We start from the raw sequence: 19,495 nt of genomic DNA on the forward strand, positions 1-19,495 counted from the left end.
TTCGTGCCTTAATGTAATTTGCCCAATAAAGATTATTTGTATGGCGCGTTTTTGCTGGTTCCTTTTTTTAATGATATCAATACTGACGGGTTGTACAGGCAGAAAAATTCCTGATGTTTCTGATGTAAAAGTAGACTTGCAGATGCAAAGATTTGAGCAGGATTTTTTTGCAATTGACCCCAATCATACAGATAAATCACTCGAACAGTTGAACAACAAGTACCCCGGTTTTCTAAGGGATTTTATTTTTAATATTCTCGCGCTTCCACCCCAGCCAGATAGCACAAAAGCTGTAGAGCAGCAGGTCGTTGCATTTGTAAATTCTTACAAACCTTTGAAAGATTCTGCCGATAAAATTTTCGCAAATTCCGCTGATATTCAAAAGCAGGTGAGAACCGGGTTGCAATTTGTAAAGCACTATTTTCCGTCATATAAGTTACCCAACAAGCTTATAACCTTTATTGGCCCAATAAATAGTTATGGCAATATTTTGACAACCGATGCTTTAGCAGTCGGATTGCAGTTATACATGGGTAGCAACTATTCGTTGTATCAAAGCGAGGCAGGGCAGGAGTTGTACCCTGCTTATATTTCCCGACGTTTTCAAAAGGAGTATATTCCTGTTAATTGTATTAAAACTATCGTCAACGATTTGTTTCCTGATAATGACGCAGGCAGACCTCTTATTGAACAAATGGTTCAGGCTGGTAAAAGACTTTATATGCTCGATCAATTTGTGCCGGAGGCGGAGGATACCTTAAAAACGGGCTATACGAAAACTCAATTGGACGGGTGTTATAAAAATGAAGAAACTATCTGGTCATATTTTGTGCAGAACGACTTGTTGTATGTTTCAGATCCGTCTGTTATTAAAGATTATATGAATGATGCTCCTACCACGCAAGCCTTTGGTGCAGAATCTCCCGGTTTTATTGGGCAGTTTGTTGGGTGGCAAATTGTAAAAAAGTGGATGGGTAAAAATGATAAGGTAACGTTGCAGCAGTTAATAGAAACTAATCCTAAAACTATTTTTGAGCAGGCGAAGTATAAGCCTTGAGGAAAGTTTTGAGTTTAAGGATTTTGGGTTTTAGGTTGTCAGTTCTACTAGTTCTTAAAGCACGCATTTTATAACAAAATTTGTGAACCTTAAACTTGGAACTCAAAAACGTCCAAACCTTCCCTAATTCATTTTATAAGGAACGATCATTTCGAAAGCGGGGATATTGACTTCGAAAGTCATTTTATTGTTCATGTTTTCCATCACATACTTCCCGAACATTTTACCCATTTCGGTACGAAGATTACAACCGCTTACGTATTGAAATTGTTGCCCTGCCTCTAGTAATGGTTGCTGACCTACAACGCCTTCTCCTTCTACCTCCCGATACTCGCCGTTGCTGTCAAATATGTGCCAGTGCCTTCTGTGCAATTGCACGGGAAAGCTATTGTGATTTTCGATGGATATACGATAAGCAAACATGAACTCATTATTAACCGGGTTGCTATAGTCGGGTTGGTAAAAAGTTTCTACGCTTATTTGTACTCCCTCAGAAAGTTTTGAAATCATGTGAGGCAGTTTTAGTAAAAATAAAGAAATTTTTAAATGTGCTTATACTATTTATGCAAAGACTTTACCAAATTGTTCTTCGCTGCTTTAGTACGAAAAATGTCCTTTTTTGGCTTTTATTATATAGGTTGCCTAAGAAGAGTTGGTGCGGGAAACAAGCGTGTGCCGGTAGCATTTTTGTACTTCAGTACAAGTGTGCGACGCAACGATGCTGAGTTCATATTTATTGCTGGCAACTAAAGCATTACTATGTGAGAATTTAGATATGTAGTGAGTATACATAACTTACCTTTGCCACCAGAAAATAATTACTTTAAAACATTACATATGAATAAAGTTGCTGTAGCTAAAGGAGATGGAATCGGTCCGGAAATAATGGAAGCTGTCCTCAAAATTTTTAATGCTGCAAATGTTCCTCTCGAGTATGAGTATGTGGATATGGGCAAGTGGGTTTTCGATAAGGGATACAGCAATGGAATGACTCCGGCAGCACAGCAAACGATAGAAAGTCTCGGTATTTTGTTTAAAGGTCCGATGGAAACTCCGAAGGGTAAAGGGGTAAAAAGTGTAAATGTTACAGCGAGAAAAACATGGAACACTTATGCAAACAAGCGTGTCTTTCAAACACTTCACGGGGTAGATACAGTCTTCTCTAAAGCGGGCATTCCAATAGACATAACAGTCGTTCGCGAAAACATTGAGGATACTTACGGCGGTATAGAACACATGCTTACGCACGACGTAGCATTAAGCCGTCGGTTTATTACCCAGCCTGGTAGTATGCAGGTAATTAAGTATGCTTTCGAAATGGCCAAAAAGAAAGGCACAAGACGAATTACCTGCGGTCATAAGGCAAATATTATGAAGCTGACCGACGGGTTGTTCCTACAGACTTTTTACGATGTTGCAAAAGATTACCCTGAGCTTAAGGCAGATGATATTATTGTTGATGACTTGTGTATGAAATTGGTGACCCGCCCTGATCAGTTTGACGTAGTAGTATTGACCAATTTGCAAGGCGATATTGTTTCTGACCTTTGTGCCGGGTTAGTCGGAGGTTTAGGCTTTGCCCCTTCAGCAAACATCGGGGACCATATTTCTATTTTTGAGGCAGTACACGGAACAGCTCCCGACATTATGGGAAAGAATATCGCGAACCCTACAGCATTGTTATTAAGCGGTCTTGCCCTGCTTCGTCATATTGGTTTGATGGAAAGTGCAGCAACAATCGAAAATGCTTTGTTGTATACCTTAGAGCAAGGCGTGCATACAGGAGACTTTGGCGACAAAGCCGTTCAGTCGTTAAATACTACCGAATTTTCTGAGGCCATTATTGCCAATTTCGGAAAAGTGCCTGAAAATAATCCAAAGCCTATGCTAGAAAATCAACCTATCACACCTACTGTTTTTAAGCTGGATAAGAACCCGATGTTGGAGAACAGTGAAAACATAAACGAGACTATTATTGGTGTCGATATGTTTATCGAGAGCAATGAGCAGCCTATGGTGATAGCGGAAAAATGCCTTCAGCATACTTTCGGACTTTTTAAACTGGTTACCATCAGCAACCGCGGTACACAGGTATGGCCGACAGGAAGTATGTACACCAATCTTGTAAATACTTATGCTTGTCGCTTTGAAAGCGTAGGCGAAGTTTCTGTTACCCAGACTGACATTATAGAGCTGTACCGCCATCTCGCGCAAGACTTTAAAATTTGCTCTACAGAGCTCTTAAATGTTTGGGATGGTAAGAAAGCTTACTCGCTGGCAGCGGGACAGTAGAGAAGGCTGCGGGCTACGAACCTCGAGCTCTCAGTTTTTGTTGTCTTCTGTTGTTGTTTGAGCTTGTTGTTTATTTTAACCAGCAATGGAGCATAAAGGTAGCATCGTTGCGACGCTCCGTTTTAGCGGTGGAATTCTTATCAGCTTTTACCGGGTTATGAGTTGTTAACTTTTGCTATAGCCGTTTTTAGTAAGCCAACAAAATGTACTTTTATTACCTAATTTAGTAGAATGCGTTTATTCATATTTTTTATCTTGTTGCTATCAGTATCAGCCTCACAAGCACAGAGATTTTTGCCTGGAAGTTTTATTGATAACGGTTACAGGGGAGGTTTTGCAAACAACATCAACCTCAACGATAGCACTGCTAACAAGAAATGGTCACTTAGCAAGTACAGCGGCATCTCTACAAGTTTTACTTTTTTTAAAGGTGGAAATGCCACGGTTGTTTCGGCTCCACTCGGTCTACAACTCAATCGTAGACTAAACAATAATCTATATGCTTTTGCAGGCGTTTCTGTTGCTCCCTCTTATATAAACTTCAACCAGTCTTTTATGACTTCTGATTTTAATAAAGCAAATCAGAATAATCCTTTCTTTAAGTCAAGCAGCTTAGGTATTTATTCAAGAGCAGAGTTGGGGTTACAGTATGTGAATGATGAGAAAACTTTCTCTATCTCGGGCAGCATAGGCGTTGAAAGAAGCAGTTATCCAATGCCAATTTATAGTCAAATAAATAGTACAAGGTCAAATCCGGTAATCTCCGCTAACCGGTAACTTTAGATGTTTTTAGAGGATTTATTTAATTACAATGAAAGACGAAAGTAGCAACGGTATTTTCTCATTTGCCTCTTTACGTCGGTTTACAACTTCGGTTTTTGAACACTTCAACGTACCTCGTAAGGATGCAATCTTAGCTGCTGATGTACTCGCTTATAGCGACGAACACGGCATAGATTCACATGGCATCGCTCGTTTGGAAACTTATTATGACCTGCTGAAAATTGGTCGTATAAATCCCAATCCTGTTATTAGTATCGTAAGGGAAAAAGCAAGTGTCGCTACCGTTGATGGCGATAATGGATTAGGATTGGTGGTGGGTCCAAAGTGCATGCAAATGGCAATGAAAAAGGCTGAAGAGTTTGGTTCAGGTTGGCTCTCTGTGCGCAATACTAATCATTACGGTGCAGCAGGATACTACCCTGTTATGGCTTTGAAGCACGACCTGATTGGTCTCTCGATGACTAACACAACCGCCGGAGTAGCTCCATTTCTTGGTGCCGAAAAGATGCTCGGTACAAATCCTATTGCAATTGCTTTCCCCGGATTCAACGAACCGCCGGTTCTTATTGATTTTGCATCCAGTACTGTTTCCTATGGAAAAGTAGAAATTGCAAACCGAAAAGGTGAAGAGGTTCCTTTGGGTTGGTGCATCGATAAGAATGGTAATCCTACCAGTGATCCCTCGGAGATGATTAATGGTGGTGCGCTTCTGCCTTTAGGTAGCGATGCAAATGGTAGCGGACACAAAGGCTATTGCCTTGCAAGCATGGTCGATATTCTAACATCAGTTTTAAGTGGTGCTAATTGGGGTCCGTTTGCTATTCCCTTTGCCATTCATGTTGCGCCTCTTGAAAAGCAGGTAGGCAAAGGGATAGGCCACTTCTTTGGTGCTTACGACATCGATGGGTTTCGCGACAGAACAGAATTCAAAAAGGAAATAGATGAATGGATCGTCACCATGCGAAATACCAAACCTCAACCAGGAGCAGAAAAAGTATTGATACCCGGAGACCCTGAAAGGATTGCTTACCAGAAAAGAATAATAGAAGGCATCCCCGTAGATAAAGAAGTCCTAAAGTCTTTGCGAATAATAGCAGAAGAAACAGGAATTGAGCTGGCCCAAAACTCATAGCTTAAAGCTTGCAGCTGTTTTCTCAATTCACTACATTCCTGATCTCGTCTCCACGCAACGCCTTTAAACACGCCTCAGCGCTTTTTACCCGGATCTCTTTGAGTCCTTCCTCGCTATAAAAAGCTGAATGCGGATTAATAATTACTTTATGATAAGCGGGATGATTAGGATCTTTCCATGCTTGTATTAATGCATCATCAACCGGTGGTTCCTGTTCCAGTACATCAAACGCAGCTCCAGCGAGACGGCCACTTTCGATAGCTGCCGGAATAGCAGATGTGTCGACAACAGCACCTCTGGAAGTATTGACCAGGTAGGATCCCTTTGGAAGAAAAGCGAGGGTATTTTGATTTATCAGGTAATGGGTAGTTGGGGTTAATGGGCAGTGTAGGGTTAAAACCTGTACTTGCTTAAGCAGCGCTTCCAGAGTGGCTGCTCGTTGAATTCCTAAAGCTTTATCGAAGCCGTCGGGTTTAAAAGGATCGTAGAAAATAGCATCCATTCCGATTGCTTTCGCCCGAAGGGCAGCGGCTGTTCCTATCCTACCAAGACCTACAATTCCAATTTTTCGATTTCGTAATCTTGTCAGAGGTTGGACCTGTGTGTAATTCCATTCTCCTATACCCGCCCTTAAACGTGAATTGAGAAAGGAGATGCCGCGCGTTAGATCGAGCATCATGCCGATGGCAGTATCAGCAACATCTTCCGATCCGTAGTCAGGGATGTTAGCTACAGGAATGCCGATGGATCTTGCATACTCATGATCGACATTGTCAAAACCAACCCCTGCTCTCAGGATTAGTTTACACTGTTTTAGCTTGTTTATTGTAGCGCGGCTTAAAGAAAGGGTGTGATACATGATGACTGCATCCGCACTTTCAATTGCACCTTCTAAAAGCTGTTCATTGTTTACGTCTAATGCAACAACTTCTGCTGTTTCGCCGAGGATTTCTTTTTCAATATCTAAAGAGTCATTGATAAAGTCTGTGATGATAACCTTGTACTTTTTGTCCATTTTGGTCTTCGGTCCTCGTATGCGTTCTGAAATATTTTCAATGAATTTTTTAGATCTTCTTAGTATTCTTATAGCCATTCTTGATTAGCCATTGCAATACTTTTTCTCTTTGATCTCCCTGTATTATTATTTCCATGTCTTTTACGCTCCCCCCTGTACCGCAAAAGTTTTTTAATTTTTTGCCCAGGTCTTCTACATCCTCTTCTTTGCCAATGAAGTTGTCAACTAAGGTAACTGCTTTACCGGCACGTTGCTTTGTATCAAGGCGCACTTTGAGCTTCTGTTGATTTGGAGGCAACGTTTCCTGCACCTGTTCAGGCTCTTCTTCGAACCGAAAATTAGGATCGGTGCTAAAAACAAAACCACTTTTATCTGGTTTATTTTTCTTGTTCATTGATGTTTAATTGAAAAGGTTGTTTGGCCCTGATAGTCTTTATATCTCAGCTTTCAAACTTAAATCAAGGCTTTTTGCCTGGTGAATTAAAGCTCCTACACTAATGTAATCAACTCCTGTTTTGGCGTATTTAACTATGTTCTGCAAATTGATTCCGCCGCTTGCTTCCGTTTCAAATCTTTTATTAATCAGGCCGACTGCCTCCGTTATTTCTGATGGTTTAAAATTGTCGAGCATTACCCGGAATACTTTTCCATCTCCCATCTGTATTACTTTTTTTACGTCGGCAAGACTGCGGGTTTCTACTTCTATTTTCAGACCTGGCTTTTTAGTTTGCACATAGTCCCATGCTTTATTGATCGCGCTTTCAATACCTCCTGCGAAATCGATGTGGTTATCTTTTAGCATGATCATATCGTACAAAGCGTAGCGGTGGTTTGTACCGCCTCCAATCTTTACGGCTTCCTTTTCAAGCAATCTGAAGTTAGGTGTTGTCTTTCGGGTATCTAGAATTTTTGTGCTATAATCTTTTATAGTATCAGCGTATTGCCGGGTTAAAGTTGCTATACCACTCATTCTTTGCATGATATTAAGCACCAACCTTTCACACTTTAAAATGGTATGAACTGTTGCCTCTACAACAAAAGCTTTCTCGCCATACACCATCAACTCGCCATCTTTTTTATACGAAGTGAAAGTTACTGAAGGCTCTACGAGTGTAAAGATTTTTTCCGCAACGGAAAGGCCTGCTAAAACGCCATCTTGTTTGATTTTTAAAACTGCTTTTCCTCTCGCATTCGGGGCTATACAACTAAGTGTTGAATGATCTCCATCGCCTATGTCTTCGTTTAATGCTTCAATAATTAAATGCTGTAGCATTTCATCATAACTATTCATAAAAACAAAGCTACAAACTGTTGGAACATGAACGGTGGGATCGGAAGAGATAAAAGAAGCGATGCGGCTACTTTGACAAAGCATCTCCACACATAAGCTTGAAGTCGAATAAAGAATCAACTATAAAAGTGAGTGACACAACAATGCTGAAGTCTGTTCTTGTGATGCCTCGAAAAAATAAAAAATTACTCGCGCTAACTGACTGCCATAAAAAAAGCCCCGTTATAAAAACGAGGCTTTAAGAGTTGAAAAAGCAACAGTCTAACTAATTCTAACCGTAATTATTTGGGGCTTACCTTCTTTGGTTCGCATCATAATAGAAAGTTTATATCCCTCGCCAGCGTTGATGAGTTTGCCCGCGATATACATTGTACCCCCCATTTCTCTTTGAGAAGAAAGCTCGAAACCTTTTATATTATTGTTATCAAAAAAAGATTTTAACGCTATACCAGCCTGGTTTTTTCCAATGCTTTTTATTTCGTCTTTTTCAGGAAATTTTATGTCCAGAATTTTATCAAAATAGCTTGAAACTTCTTCGGCATTAGCTGATTTTAAAGCGTTTACGAGGTTGCTTCCGTCCTGTGCTTTTGCTGCTATTGAAGCAAAAAACACCATGAATATTACAAGTAGCTTTTTCATATTTTAGGTTTGAAATTCAATTGATCACCTATAGGCGAAAAATATGCCAAATTGAGGAATTTCAAAAAGATAGTTGACTTTTGCAGTTCAGGTAATTATTTAAAAAGCAATAGTTTTATAAAATGGAAAAGAAAAAAGTGATTTTAGTTATAATGGATGGCTGGGGAATTGGAAAGGTGAAGTTGGCAGATGCTATTCAAAACGCGAACGTGCCCTTTGTCTCTTCTTTGTACCACAAGTATCCAAATACCACTTTAGTTACTTATGGTGAAGACGTGGGTTTACCCGAAGGACAAATGGGAAACAGCGAGGTAGGACATATGAATATTGGTGCAGGTCGTATCGTTTACCAGGAACTTCAAAGGATAAACGTTGCTATTCGCGATGGTGAGTTTTTTGAGAACGAGGTTTTGCTCGAAACAATAAATCATGCAAAAAACAATCAAAAGCCTTTGCACATAATGGGCCTTGTAAGTGATGGTGGCGTTCATAGCCATATCAATCATTTAAAGGCAATTATTTCATTGTGCAAAAATCAAGGACTGAACGAAGTCTATATCCATGCGTTCACCGACGGCCGTGATACTGACCCAAAGAGTGGCGTTGGTTTTATTAACGAGCTTCAACAGCATCTTGATGCTAACGTTGGAAAGATCGCTACTGTTATAGGTCGTTATTATGCCATGGATCGCGATAAGCGGTGGGAAAGAATAAAACAAGCATATGATGCAATGGCAAAAGGTCAGGGACACACAGCAACATCAGCGACAGCTGCAGTTCAGGAGTCTTACGACAGGGACGAAACAGATGAATTTATAAAGCCAACGGTCATAACGGATGCTAATCAGAAACCTTTAGCCACAATTAACGACGGCGATGCATTGCTTTGTTTCAACTATCGAACAGACAGGCCGAGGGAAATTTCGGAGGTGCTTACACAAGAGGACTTTCCGGCGTACGAGATGAAGAAGTTGAAGGTGCGTTACACAACCCTTACTGAGTACGATAGGAATTTTAAAGACGTTCATATTGTCTTTCAAACCGATAATCTAAACAATACACTTGGTGAAGTATTGGCTGCAAATCAAAAAAAGCAGATCCGTATAGCAGAGACAGAAAAATATCCTCACGTCACTTTTTTCTTCAACGGTGGTCGCGAAGTTCCGTTTGAAGGTGAACGACGCATTTTAATTCCTTCTCCAAAGGTGGCTACCTACGATTTGCAACCAGAGATGGGTGCTGTCGAAATAACCGATGCTATCATACCTGAAATTGAAAACCAAACTGCAGACTTTATCTGTCTCAATTTTGCCAATGCGGATATGGTTGGTCACACCGGTTTTTTTAGCGCCGTTGTAAAAGCCGTTGAAACAGTCGACCGATGTATGGAGCGTTTGGTAACTACAGCTTTAAAAAGTAATTACACCGTGTTCATAATTGCCGATCACGGCAATGCAGATTTCATGATTAACGAAGATGGAACACCCAACACCCAACACTCTTTAAACCCTGTGCCATTTATTATAGCTGACAACGAGTTTAAGGGCGAGATTCAACATGGCAAATTGGGCGACCTCGCTCCAACTATTCTTACTATGATGCAGATTCCTATTCCCAAAGAAATGTCGGGCCACGTCCTGATCACTGTGTAAAGTATTTTATGAAGAGTTTCAAAAAAGTGTTGGTAGGCTTATTAGTTCTGTTGATTATCATACAGTTTTTTCATCCTGCCAAAAACACTTCATCGGCTATGTCTCCCAATCGTATAGCTGCTGTATACGCTGTTCCTGCTGATGTCGACACCATTCTTAAAAAGGCTTGTAACGATTGTCACAGTAACAATACCCGGTATCCCTGGTACAACAATATTCAGCCGGTAGCGTGGTGGTTAGACGACCATGTTCGCGAAGGAAAAAGGGGTTTGAATTTCGATGAATTTGCGACCTATCGTATCTCAAAACAGTATCACCGCATGGAAGACATTGTCGAGCTGGTTAAAGAAGATGAAATGCCGTTAGGGTCATATACCCTGGTTCATACAGAAGCTAAGTTAACAGAACAGGAAAAGTCTTCATTGATTGCCTGGGCCGGTTCTATCAGGGATATGATGAAAATGAAGTATCCGGCCGATAGCCTTGTAAGAAAAAAGAAGTGATAGTTCTTGTACCCTATATCAACAGTATTCATAACATAAAAACGTTTTTGTAGTGATCAATAGGGCTGGGGCTGAGCGGTTGTTGCGTCGCACACTTGTACTTTTAAAAAGAAATCAACCGTAGTCTAAACCTTTTAGCCTGCTTTTTTCAAAAAAAGGAATAACAAATTTGAAGCAATACGATTATATCATATCTGGTGCAGGGTTGGCAGGCTTAAGTCTACTGATGCGCTTTATGACCAACCCTGCTTTTAACACCAAAAGCATATTGGTAGTTGATAAAGCCGCAAAGACTGAAAACGACCACACGTGGTGCTTCTGGGAAACACAGGCAGGTTTATTTGAGCCGGTTGTTCACCATCGTTGGCAGCACGTAAATTTCTTTTCAAGCCAGTTTTCTTCCCTTCTTGACCTTGCTCCTTACACCTACAAGATGATCCGGAGTATCGACTTTTATAAGCACGTATACGAGGAAGCCGGTAAGCACCGCAACATCGAATTCATTTATGGAAGGGTAGAAGCTGCCGGAAACGCCGGGAGTAAAGGACTTGTAGTGGTTGATGGAAACCAGTACTACGCTGATTTTGTATTTAATAGTATCCTTTTTCAAAAACCTGAACAGCCTGGGCAGGCACATTACCTGTTGCAGCATTTTAAGGGTTTTTTCATTGAAACTAAAGAATCTTTTTTCAAACCCACTGAGGCAACTCTAATGGATTTTAGGGTTGATCAAAAGAATGGAACAACCTTCGCCTATGTCCTGCCTTTTACTCCAACCAAAGCTTTGGTCGAGTATACCTTATTTTCAAAACAACTTCTTAACGACGAGGATTACACCGCTGCTTTAAAGAATTATATTTCTTCCGTGATGGGTTTACAGGACTACACTATTCTTGAGCAGGAATACGGAGTCATACCAATGACAAATATGAAGTTTGTAAAGAGAGTAGGTAAGGTAATTAATATCGGCACAGCCGGCGGACAAACAAAAGGAAGCAGCGGATATACTTTTCAGTTCATTCAAAAGCACTCAGACAAGATTGTAGCAGACCTGTTGCAGTATGGTGATGTCTCCGAAAATAAGTCGTTGTTGCAAAAGCGTTTTAATTTTTACGATAGTACGTTGCTCAACATTTTGTCGGGCGAAAAACTTGCGGGAGACAAAATCTTTTCAGACCTGTTTGGTAAAAATCCGGCAGAAAGAGTGTTGAGATTTCTAGATAATGAGACGACCTTTGAAGACGAAATAAACCTGATGGGAACACTTCCTCAAGGGGTGTTTATGAAAGCTGCATGGCAGGAAATATTTAAATAAAAATAAGGTTGATGCAAAAAATTGTGACGCTTACTCTGAATCCTGCAATCGACAAAAGCACGACTGTAAATACGATTGTACCTGATAGAAAACTCCGCTGCTCTAACCCTGTATTCGAACCCGGGGGTGGTGGCGTAAATGTTTCAAGAGCCATTAAAAAGCTTGGCGGAGAATCCACTGCTATTTATATATCGGGCGGCTATAGCGGAAAGCATTTGGAGGATCTGCTAAGGTTAGAAGGAATTGAATCTTCTGTGGTAGCCTTCGATGGACAGACAAGAGAAAACCTGATAGTTGTTGACGAGTCTTCCAATTCTCAATACCGTTTTGGTATGCCAGGCCCTGCGTTAAATAAGTTTGAGTGGCGAAAGTGTTTAGAGATACTCCAACATTCTTCAGGTGCTGAATATATTGTAGCCAGCGGTAGCCTGCCGGAAGGCGTGCCTGAGGATTTTTTCGGACAACTAGCTTGCGTTGCAAAAAAGGTAAACGCAAAGCTTATAGTTGACACTTCAGGAGAGCCATTGAGATATGCAATGAGTGAAGGCGTTTTTATGATAAAGCCAAACCTGGGGGAACTGAGTAACCTACACGGGGTTGAAGAATTGATAGAGAAAGATGTAATATCCGCAGCAAGATCCGTTATCGACAAAGGAGGAACAGAGGTAATAGTCATTTCGATGGGAGCTTCAGGCGCAATGCTGATAACAAAAGACCAGGTGATAGAGTCTCCATCTCCAACAGTTAAAAAAAGAAGCACTGTTGGTGCAGGAGATAGTATGGTTGCGGGAATGGTGCTTGCTCTCACCAAAGGGCTGACTTGGTTGGAGGTATTGCAATACGGGATAGCTGCTGGCACTGCCACCACAATGAACCCCGGTACTGAATTATGTAAAAAAGAAGACGTCGAAAAATTGTACGAGTGTTTAAAAGCGAAGAAGGTGTAAAAAGTATATACACCCGAGCTTAATTGCTGCTAGCTTTTACAACAAATGTTTTTCAATCTGCTGGCCTATTGTATCTATCAGCCCGGGCTCGATGTTCTTATCAGCGTTTTTTAAGGAGATTTTCCACGACAGGCTTTTATCTTCATCCGCCGAAGGAGTTACCGTAAATTGATATTCATTTCGGATATAAATATCATAATAGAAAACGTTATTTTCCTGGCAACAAGGCCTTACTTCTGCAATCTCAGAATCACCCTGGTATAAATATTCAATAAAGAAAGGCTGTGTATCCATAAGGAGCAATTTGGCTAGGATACTTTCAAAGCCTATGCCACCTCGATGTTGGTAGAACCGGTAAGGCAAATAAAAAAAGCCTGAACAATCCAGGCTTTTTTATCAATCTTTTTATAAAACATTCATTAAGGCTTTCGCTCTCCTGATGCAGGTGCTGCGCCTGGAGCACCTTGTGGCGCTGTGCCGGCAGGGGGGGCTGCTTGTGGTGCGGGAGGTCTGTTTTCAGGGTGCTCCTTTCCGTGGTGGCATGAGTAACAAGATACCTCCGGAATGCGGTTTACATTACCGGCCATGCTCTGATTATTATCATTGTCTGGCTTGAAGTACTTCTTATTAATCTTGTTCATCATTTTAAACATACTACGGGCGATAACCTTGTTTTTGCTTGAATCACTGGCAAAGTTCATAGTTCTTTGAGCATCGTTACCACGCACGTGACAAAAATTACATCTTACACCAAGCGACATTGAAAAGTGTCTCATAATACTATCCATCTCTTTCTTCGTGGTGTTTTTAGGTAAAACTTTCAAGTTCTCATACTTCACTTGTGTCTGCTGAAAGGCAAAGGATAAACTGATTAAACAAACCAGTGTTCCGATTAGAAGGGTTTTTTTCATTAAGATGATAGTTAGTTAGTGGATTGGTTATTAATAATTTTAAAAGTAAGGGAAAAACTAAAAAGAATCTTTAAAAGGGTAGTCCGTTTAATTTTTTTTATTCTTCAACTCTTATTTCCTTAACAAAATTTAATGTCTCTGTATCCCCGTAATATTTATTTTAGACATATGGTTCTTTTTTTACACGTGAAAAACATTTAGTTGTGCGGTCGAGGTTCAGGAAGTGGATTTTAAAAAAGCCAAGAGCATTAACATTTATAATTGAAGGCTCTATTAAACCTTAGTCACTTTCTTTTATCTCTATATTTCTCGAATTAAAAAAAATTTTAAGAGGTTGTTGTAGTTGCTAAAATATTATTATGACAAAGGATTTTGGAATGTGTGAGACACTAATGATTAGGAACTGTATTAGCGGGGATAGAAAAAGTCAGAAAATGCTTTATGACAAGTACTTCATAAAGATGCGCTATACATGTTTACGGTTTACAAAAAACGATGTCGACGTGGAAGACATTTTACAGGACGGTTTTGCCAGGTTATTTAATAACCTGCACAAGTATAGAGGAGATGGATCTTTTGAAGGCTGGGTAAGAAGGATTTTTATAAATATCTCCATTGAGCATGTTAAGCGAAAAAAGGTGCATGTGGTGGAATTAGAAGGATTGGAGAATTTATTGGTAGCAAAGCACTTCGACGTACTCGAAACACTTTATGCCAAGGATTTATTGAAAGCTTCTCATACCATAAGTCCGGGATGCAAAACTGTTTTTAATTTATATGCGGTGGGCGGTTTCACTCACCAGGAAATAGGGCGAAAATTGGGAATAAAAGAGAGCACAAGTAAATCGCAGTACACAAGGGCAAAGGTGAAACTGAGAGATATCATTCAAAGCAGATAGGAGTTGGCGTTCTCTTTATTTTAAGTTTTTTTTCAGCTCTTTTAAACTTTTTAAGTTTCTCGTTATCGAATAGAAAATGCTTTAAAGCTATGTGGGGCGTTTGAGGTGGAGGTGTGTTGGCATAAATTTTTACAATGTGGGCTATAATGGTAAGCATTACACAAAAACAATAATAAACTTTTTATGATACTCACTTTTGCCTTATCAATTATGACGATCTCGTCAATTTCTCTCTTTCTCTATTTAAACTATCTTACCAGCAAGAGCCAGAAGGAAATCAAAGGGTTACCGAAAGCAAAAGAATATCGACAGCTTGCAACTAATGCTCAGGTAGTGGACTTTTCTGATGAGTATGCTTTGGTGGAAGCTGTGTAGGTTTTGTGACTGATGCAGATTTGGGTTTAATAAAAAAGGCGAATGACCAGCATTCACCTTTTTCATACATCCATTCATAATAGGCCTTACTTATTTAAAAGTATAGGTTCGCCAAAACCTAAGGCTGTCAATCTAGATAGTTGAGTTTTCGCATCACCTACTATCAACCAGAACATTTTATCGGCATCAAGGTATTTTTGCGACAGTTGTTTAATCTGCTCCACAGTCATATTTTTTACAATCTCTTCACGCTCCTTTACGTAATCCGGCTTCCAGCCGAACTTGCTGATGTTTTCGAGCATGGCCAGTTTTGATCCCAAAGTTTCAAAAGCTCTCGCATTGCTTTTTATCAGGAACGACTTTGTTGTCTCCAAATCTTTTTCACTGTAATTCTTCCCATAATTCTGCAGGATTTCCTTTATCAATTGTGCAGACTCCAACGTGGCATTGGTTCTCACACTACTTCCAATGGTGAAAGGTCCTACGCCGTTTGTACCGGAGAAGCCGGAGCTGATACCATAAGTGTATCCTTTCCCTTCGCGCAACTGTTGGGTGAGCTGCGATGCAAAACCTCCTCCGCCAAGTATATAATTCATAACAGATGCGGGGTAATAATCTTTGTCGGTAGCTGCCAGCGCAGGATAGCCAAAACGGATGACGGATTGTTTTGCATCAGGTACATCATAAAAATACACCTGCGACTTTTCCGGAGCTTTAGGCGTAGTATAGGCTGGAATGTTTACAGGCTTACTTTTCCATTTTGCGATAAGACCAGATAATGGAGTCGTGATGGCTGTTTTGCCTAAAGACCCGACGACCTGCATGTGGGCAACTGATGGGGAAATGCTTTTGTCGTAAAATGCTTTCAGGTCGTCGAGCGTAATTGCGTTAACGCTTTCAATAGTACCTAAGATGTTTTTTGAACGAATATTCTCTTTTCCGAAAATCAACTGGTTGTAGTTATTCTGAGCAATAGCATTTGGATTGGCTTCCTGCTGCCGTATTTGACTTATCATGCTTTGCTTCAACAATTGAAATTCCTTTATATCCCAACGTGGCTCGAGTAGGATCTCCTGTAGCAATCCGAGTGTGGCCTGGTAGTTTCTAGCCAAAGTATTTACCCTGATCCGTATATCCTCGGCACCGGCAAATACATTTATACTGGCACCTAATTGATCAATCGCTTCTTCCAGTTGCTCGGGTGTTTTTTTAATTGTCCCTTGTGTCATCATTCGCGCCACCAGGTTCGATACGCCTACTTTATTTGGATCTTCCAGTAACAAACCTCCATCAATAACCAACTCAAATTGAACCAACGGAACTTCATTATTTTCTATTCCAAGAACACGTACCCCATTCGCTAGTTTTTCGCTCCACACAACCGGAATTTTTACCCGGGGAGCAGGGCCATAGGGAGGTTCTTTACTCCTATCGAAACTTGAAGGTGTACGCTCGTACGTTGCCTGTGCAGAAGGATCAATGGTACCTTCGGCGCCTTGCACAATTGCTTCTTCAGACACCTCTGCTTTTTTAGATCCTTCTAAGGCAAGTGCAGTCTTGCCCTTCGGTACGAAGCTGGTTGCTACGTAATTTTTGTTCTTAATGTATTTGTTATACACCCTCATTACATCTGCAGTTGTCACGGCGAGTGTGTTGTTTATATCTTTTTCAATAAAACCCGGGTTACCCGCGAAAATATTATACTGCGCTAACTGAGCTCCTTTACCTAATACGCTGGAAAGCGAATTGTAGAAGCGGGTTTCAAGACCTGCCTTAATCCGGCTAAGGTCTTTATCAGAAATACCCTCTTTTTCAAATTTTGCAAAAGCTTCGTTGATAGCTGCCGCAGCTTCATCCAAATCCTTATCTGAAAAAGCCCTCACCGAAAGTTGCATTTGCCCCGCCAGCTCCGCCGTTTGGTTATACATGTTTACGTTCGGAGAAACTTTTTTGTCTTCTACCAGCACTTTGTAGAGGGGAGCTTTTTTACCATCAGAAAGATATTGAGCTAAAATTTCAAGAGGATACGCGTCCGGATGATAATCTTCAACTGTTACCCAGGCCATAGTCAGCTCAGGTAACCTCGCAAAGTTATCCTCGTGATAGAGCTTTGTTGTTTCCTTCACTAAGCCGGGTTTCTTTGCAAGAGGAGTCACCGCTTGCCCCTTTTTTATTTCGCTGAAATATTTTTCAACCCATTTACGCGCCTGCAGTTTATCAAAGTCTCCAGCTACTACGAGCGTTACATTATTAGGTACATACCACCTTCTGAAAAACTCTTTTACATCGGGCAGTGTGGCATTTTGCAGATCTTCCAATGAGCCTATCACTTGCCAGTTATATGGATGATCTTCCGGGTACAAGTGCTTGTCGATGACATACGAAGTATGGCCGTAAGGGTTGTTGTCGTAGCTCTGGCGCTTTTCATTTTTTACTACCTGTTTTTCTTTTGCCAGCACAGGTTCAGTAACGGTATTAATAAACCAGCCCAACTTATCGGCCTCGGCCCAAAGCATTTTTTCCAGCGCGTCATTGGGAACAGTTTGCAGGTAATTTGTCCGGTCAGTGTTAGTAGATCCATTAGCGCCCGAGCCTCCAATTCTTGCCGTCATTTTATCGAGCCCGCCTTTGCCAAGGTTTTCTGATTCGAGAAACAAGAGATGCTCGAACAAATGAGCAAAACCTGTGCGTCCGGGTTTTTCGCGCGCAGAACCAACATGGGCGGTTAATGAAACAGCCACGACGGGGTCAGAACGATCGATATGAAAGATTACCTGCAGCCCATTGGGCAAAGTGAACTTTTCGTAATCGACTTTAAAAGTAGCTTTAGGAGCAGCAGCCTTTTGTGCACTGGCAAGAGTTGAGGTAAGTGCCAATGCAAAAGCAAAAAGAAGGTAAGATGTACGCATTGTTTTCTTCATAATTGAGGGCAAAGATGAAAGAATTTAGTTGAAAAGATCGGCCTTATTGTTTTCGTTGGTTCATAATACAAGCTGTATACTTTTAGATGTTTTTAGTAAAATAAGAAATCGGTCTTATTATCCTTTAAACCTTGGTGAGTTGTAATAGTTGAATTGATCCTTCAATACCGTTGCACTTGTTTTCCTGTTTGGGAAGAAGTGCTTAGAGAATTAACAGGACTATTGAGACAAAGCCTGCTGTTGATAGTCGCACGAAAGTACAAGGGAGTGACACAATGATGTTGAGAACAGCTCGAAAGCTGGCGCAATAAGTATTTGTGAAGTACATCAGTGACGATTGACTCAGGCTGTTGTTATTAAAGCGCCTATTGCGATAACTTCGTGTAGCTCATCTTGAGAAATTGAGATGGCTTAATTGAATGGAAGCAGTTGTAAAAACCAGAGCGAGAAACCAATCTGATCTGAAAGTAAACGGAGCTTAACCAAGAACAAATGAAAAAAATTACAGGACTTTTATTGACAGTTTTTATGATAGGAAATAATGCGGGCGTGTTCGCTCAACCAATAGCGAAATCAGAAGAGACTACTTATAAAAATCCGTTGCGGGTTACGTTTGGAGATCCATATGTACTGTATGTAAAAGGTGATCAATATTACATGTACGGAACGGGTGGTGCCAAGAATGGCTTTGCGGCTTATTCGTCTATCGACCTCGTCAATTGGAAAAGTGAAGGACAGGTTTGGTTTGCAAATAATAAGAAGGGGTGGAGTGATAGCACGGCCGGATGGAACGGTGCTTATTGGGCGCCGGAAGTGTATGAGGTACGTGGCAAGTTTTATATGTTTTACAGCGCACAATGGAAAGTTAACCCAACGAAGGAATATGAAAACTTCAGGATAGGGGTTGCTGTTGCCGACAAACCTACCGGACCTTTTATCGACTTAAATGACAGGCCCATATTTGATCCCGGGTATCCTGTTATTGACGCAAATGTGCTGTTTGATAAAAACGGAAAGTTGTACCTCTATTATTCACGCGCTGCTTACAAACATCCTGTAAAAAGTGAGGTCGCTGATTGGGCAAAGAGCAAAGGCTGGTTTAATGAAATCGAAGAAAGTTGGGTATATGGAGTCGAATTAAAACCAGATTTTAGCGGCGTGATTGGTGAGCCCGTATTGTTGTTGCGTCCGCCGGTGACAATGAAAGATAAACAAGCGGAATGGGAGAGTCGTTCTGTAACATCGAAGGAAGTCAATCGGCGGTGGACTGAAGGATCGGTAATATTTAAGAAGGGCAATGTCTATTACATCATGTATTCCGCCAACTATTTCGGCGGTAGAAATTATGCGGTAGGGTATGCAACATCGAAAGGCCCGTTGGGACCTTTTAAAAAATCTGACGATAACCCTATCCTTGGTAAAGATGTAGACAAGGGTGGAATTGTAACTGGCACGGGGCACAATAGCATTACCTATTCACCGGATGGTAAAGAAATGTTTTGTGTTTATCATGGCCGAACAACAGCCACGGGAGATAATCGTGTGGTTTTTGTTGATCGTATGAAAATCTTAAAAGATGGTCGCCTGGTGGTAGAAGGTCCAACCACCAAACCGCAACCTTTACCATCAGGGATTAAAAAGAAATAACGGCAATTCTCATATAAAGTAAAATGTGCATTTTTTCCTCCTACTATAGTTTCCGGCTCCGGTTGAATTGTTCCAATTGTTATTGCTTGAAGCGTTTTTAAATCGTTAAACGAGCA

At 40.8% G+C, this 19,495-nt stretch carries 19 protein-coding genes; 11 read left to right on the forward strand and 8 right to left on the reverse strand.

Going from position 1 to position 19,495, the window contains the following annotated elements; genetic code table 11:
• The first annotated feature begins 70 nt into the window (after window positions 1–70).
• Window positions 71–1,057 carry a gliding motility lipoprotein GldB gene (gene gldB, locus SAE01_RS16000; RefSeq protein WP_246113260.1) on the forward strand — a complete coding sequence of 329 codons (987 nt, stop codon included), beginning with the start codon at window positions 71–73 and terminating at the stop codon, window positions 1,055–1,057.
• A 123-nt stretch (window positions 1,058–1,180) separates the two neighbouring features.
• On the opposite strand, the gene apaG is transcribed toward gldB, so the two are convergent.
• Window positions 1,181–1,567, reverse strand: coding sequence for a Co2+/Mg2+ efflux facilitator ApaG/CorD (apaG, locus tag SAE01_RS16005; RefSeq protein ID WP_147204800.1), 387 nt, complete (start codon window positions 1,565–1,567; stop codon window positions 1,181–1,183).
• A 327-nt stretch (window positions 1,568–1,894) separates the two neighbouring features.
• Here apaG and SAE01_RS16010 point away from each other — a divergent pair, with 327 nt between their 5' ends.
• From SAE01_RS16010 to SAE01_RS16020, 3 genes are all read left to right on the forward strand, one after another.
• Window positions 1,895–3,349 carry an NADP-dependent isocitrate dehydrogenase gene (locus SAE01_RS16010; RefSeq protein ID WP_147204801.1) on the forward strand — a complete coding sequence of 485 codons (1,455 nt, stop codon included), beginning with the start codon at window positions 1,895–1,897 and terminating at the stop codon, window positions 3,347–3,349.
• A gap of 231 nt (window positions 3,350–3,580) precedes the next feature.
• Window positions 3,581–4,126, forward strand: a complete 546-nt coding sequence (locus SAE01_RS16015; protein WP_147204802.1) for a hypothetical protein — start codon at window positions 3,581–3,583, stop codon at window positions 4,124–4,126.
• A 34-nt stretch (window positions 4,127–4,160) separates the two neighbouring features.
• Window positions 4,161–5,264, forward strand: coding sequence for an Ldh family oxidoreductase (locus SAE01_RS16020; RefSeq protein WP_147204803.1), 1,104 nt, complete (start codon window positions 4,161–4,163; stop codon window positions 5,262–5,264).
• A gap of 22 nt (window positions 5,265–5,286) precedes the next feature.
• On the opposite strand, the gene SAE01_RS16025 is transcribed toward SAE01_RS16020, so the two are convergent.
• From SAE01_RS16025 to SAE01_RS16040, 4 genes are all read right to left on the reverse strand, one after another.
• On the reverse strand, window positions 5,287–6,357 hold the full coding sequence (locus SAE01_RS16025; protein WP_218029171.1) for a C-terminal binding protein: 1,071 nt from the start codon (window positions 6,355–6,357) through the stop codon (window positions 5,287–5,289).
• Window positions 6,329–6,673 (reverse strand): translation initiation factor, encoded by a 345-nt coding sequence (locus SAE01_RS16030; RefSeq protein ID WP_147204804.1) that lies wholly within the window; start codon window positions 6,671–6,673, stop codon window positions 6,329–6,331. The genes SAE01_RS16025 and SAE01_RS16030 overlap by 29 nt, the downstream gene beginning before the upstream one ends.
• A 39-nt stretch (window positions 6,674–6,712) precedes the next feature.
• Window positions 6,713–7,654, reverse strand: a complete 942-nt coding sequence (gene nadC, locus SAE01_RS16035) for a carboxylating nicotinate-nucleotide diphosphorylase (protein WP_246113261.1) — start codon at window positions 7,652–7,654, stop codon at window positions 6,713–6,715.
• Between the two features lie 177 nt (window positions 7,655–7,831).
• The gene (locus SAE01_RS16040; protein ID WP_147204805.1) at window positions 7,832–8,209 is read right to left on the reverse strand and encodes a DUF4783 domain-containing protein; all 378 of its coding nucleotides are present in this window, start codon (window positions 8,207–8,209) and stop codon (window positions 7,832–7,834) included.
• Between the two features lie 122 nt (window positions 8,210–8,331).
• Between SAE01_RS16040 and gpmI the strand changes: the two genes are divergently transcribed.
• The 4 genes from gpmI to SAE01_RS16060 all read left to right on the forward strand — a co-directional run bounded on the left by gpmI (window position 8,332) and on the right by SAE01_RS16060 (window position 12,626).
• Window positions 8,332–9,861 (forward strand): 2,3-bisphosphoglycerate-independent phosphoglycerate mutase, encoded by a 1,530-nt coding sequence (gpmI, locus tag SAE01_RS16045; RefSeq protein WP_147204806.1) that lies wholly within the window; start codon window positions 8,332–8,334, stop codon window positions 9,859–9,861.
• Between the two features lie 8 nt (window positions 9,862–9,869).
• Window positions 9,870–10,364 carry a heme-binding domain-containing protein gene (locus tag SAE01_RS16050; RefSeq protein ID WP_147204807.1) on the forward strand — a complete coding sequence of 165 codons (495 nt, stop codon included), beginning with the start codon at window positions 9,870–9,872 and terminating at the stop codon, window positions 10,362–10,364.
• Window positions 10,365–10,533: 169 nt separating this feature from the next.
• Window positions 10,534–11,679 (forward strand): lycopene cyclase family protein, encoded by a 1,146-nt coding sequence (locus SAE01_RS16055; protein WP_147204808.1) that lies wholly within the window; start codon window positions 10,534–10,536, stop codon window positions 11,677–11,679.
• An 11-nt stretch (window positions 11,680–11,690) separates the two neighbouring features.
• Window positions 11,691–12,626, forward strand: coding sequence for a 1-phosphofructokinase family hexose kinase (locus SAE01_RS16060; protein ID WP_147204809.1), 936 nt, complete (start codon window positions 11,691–11,693; stop codon window positions 12,624–12,626).
• A 36-nt stretch (window positions 12,627–12,662) separates the two neighbouring features.
• Here SAE01_RS16060 and SAE01_RS16065 read toward each other — a convergent pair whose 3' ends face one another.
• Both SAE01_RS16065 and SAE01_RS16070 read right to left on the reverse strand, forming a co-directional pair.
• On the reverse strand, window positions 12,663–12,920 hold the full coding sequence (locus SAE01_RS16065) for a hypothetical protein (RefSeq protein ID WP_147204810.1): 258 nt from the start codon (window positions 12,918–12,920) through the stop codon (window positions 12,663–12,665).
• Between the two features lie 125 nt (window positions 12,921–13,045).
• Window positions 13,046–13,537 (reverse strand): c-type cytochrome, encoded by a 492-nt coding sequence (locus SAE01_RS16070; RefSeq protein WP_147204811.1) that lies wholly within the window; start codon window positions 13,535–13,537, stop codon window positions 13,046–13,048.
• Window positions 13,538–13,896: 359 nt separating this feature from the next.
• On the opposite strand from SAE01_RS16070, the gene SAE01_RS16075 reads away from it, so the two are divergent.
• On the forward strand, window positions 13,897–14,436 hold the full coding sequence (locus SAE01_RS16075; RefSeq protein ID WP_147204812.1) for an RNA polymerase sigma factor: 540 nt from the start codon (window positions 13,897–13,899) through the stop codon (window positions 14,434–14,436).
• 183 nt (window positions 14,437–14,619) lie between these two features.
• The gene (locus SAE01_RS16080) at window positions 14,620–14,811 is read left to right on the forward strand and encodes a hypothetical protein (RefSeq protein WP_147204813.1); all 192 of its coding nucleotides are present in this window, start codon (window positions 14,620–14,622) and stop codon (window positions 14,809–14,811) included.
• Between the two features lie 86 nt (window positions 14,812–14,897).
• On the opposite strand, the gene SAE01_RS16085 is transcribed toward SAE01_RS16080, so the two are convergent.
• On the reverse strand, window positions 14,898–17,732 hold the full coding sequence (locus SAE01_RS16085) for a M16 family metallopeptidase (protein ID WP_218029172.1): 2,835 nt from the start codon (window positions 17,730–17,732) through the stop codon (window positions 14,898–14,900).
• Window positions 17,733–18,224: 492 nt separating this feature from the next.
• Between SAE01_RS16085 and SAE01_RS16090 the strand changes: the two genes are divergently transcribed.
• Window positions 18,225–19,379: a glycoside hydrolase family 43 protein gene (locus SAE01_RS16090; protein WP_147204814.1), complete on the forward strand. Its 1,155-nt coding sequence runs from the start codon at window positions 18,225–18,227 to the stop codon at window positions 19,377–19,379.
• Window positions 19,380–19,495 lie beyond the last annotated feature (116 nt).

The sequence above is a fragment of the Segetibacter aerophilus genome (assembly GCF_007991655.1).
GTDB lineage: Bacteria > Bacteroidota > Bacteroidia > Chitinophagales > Chitinophagaceae > Segetibacter > Segetibacter aerophilus.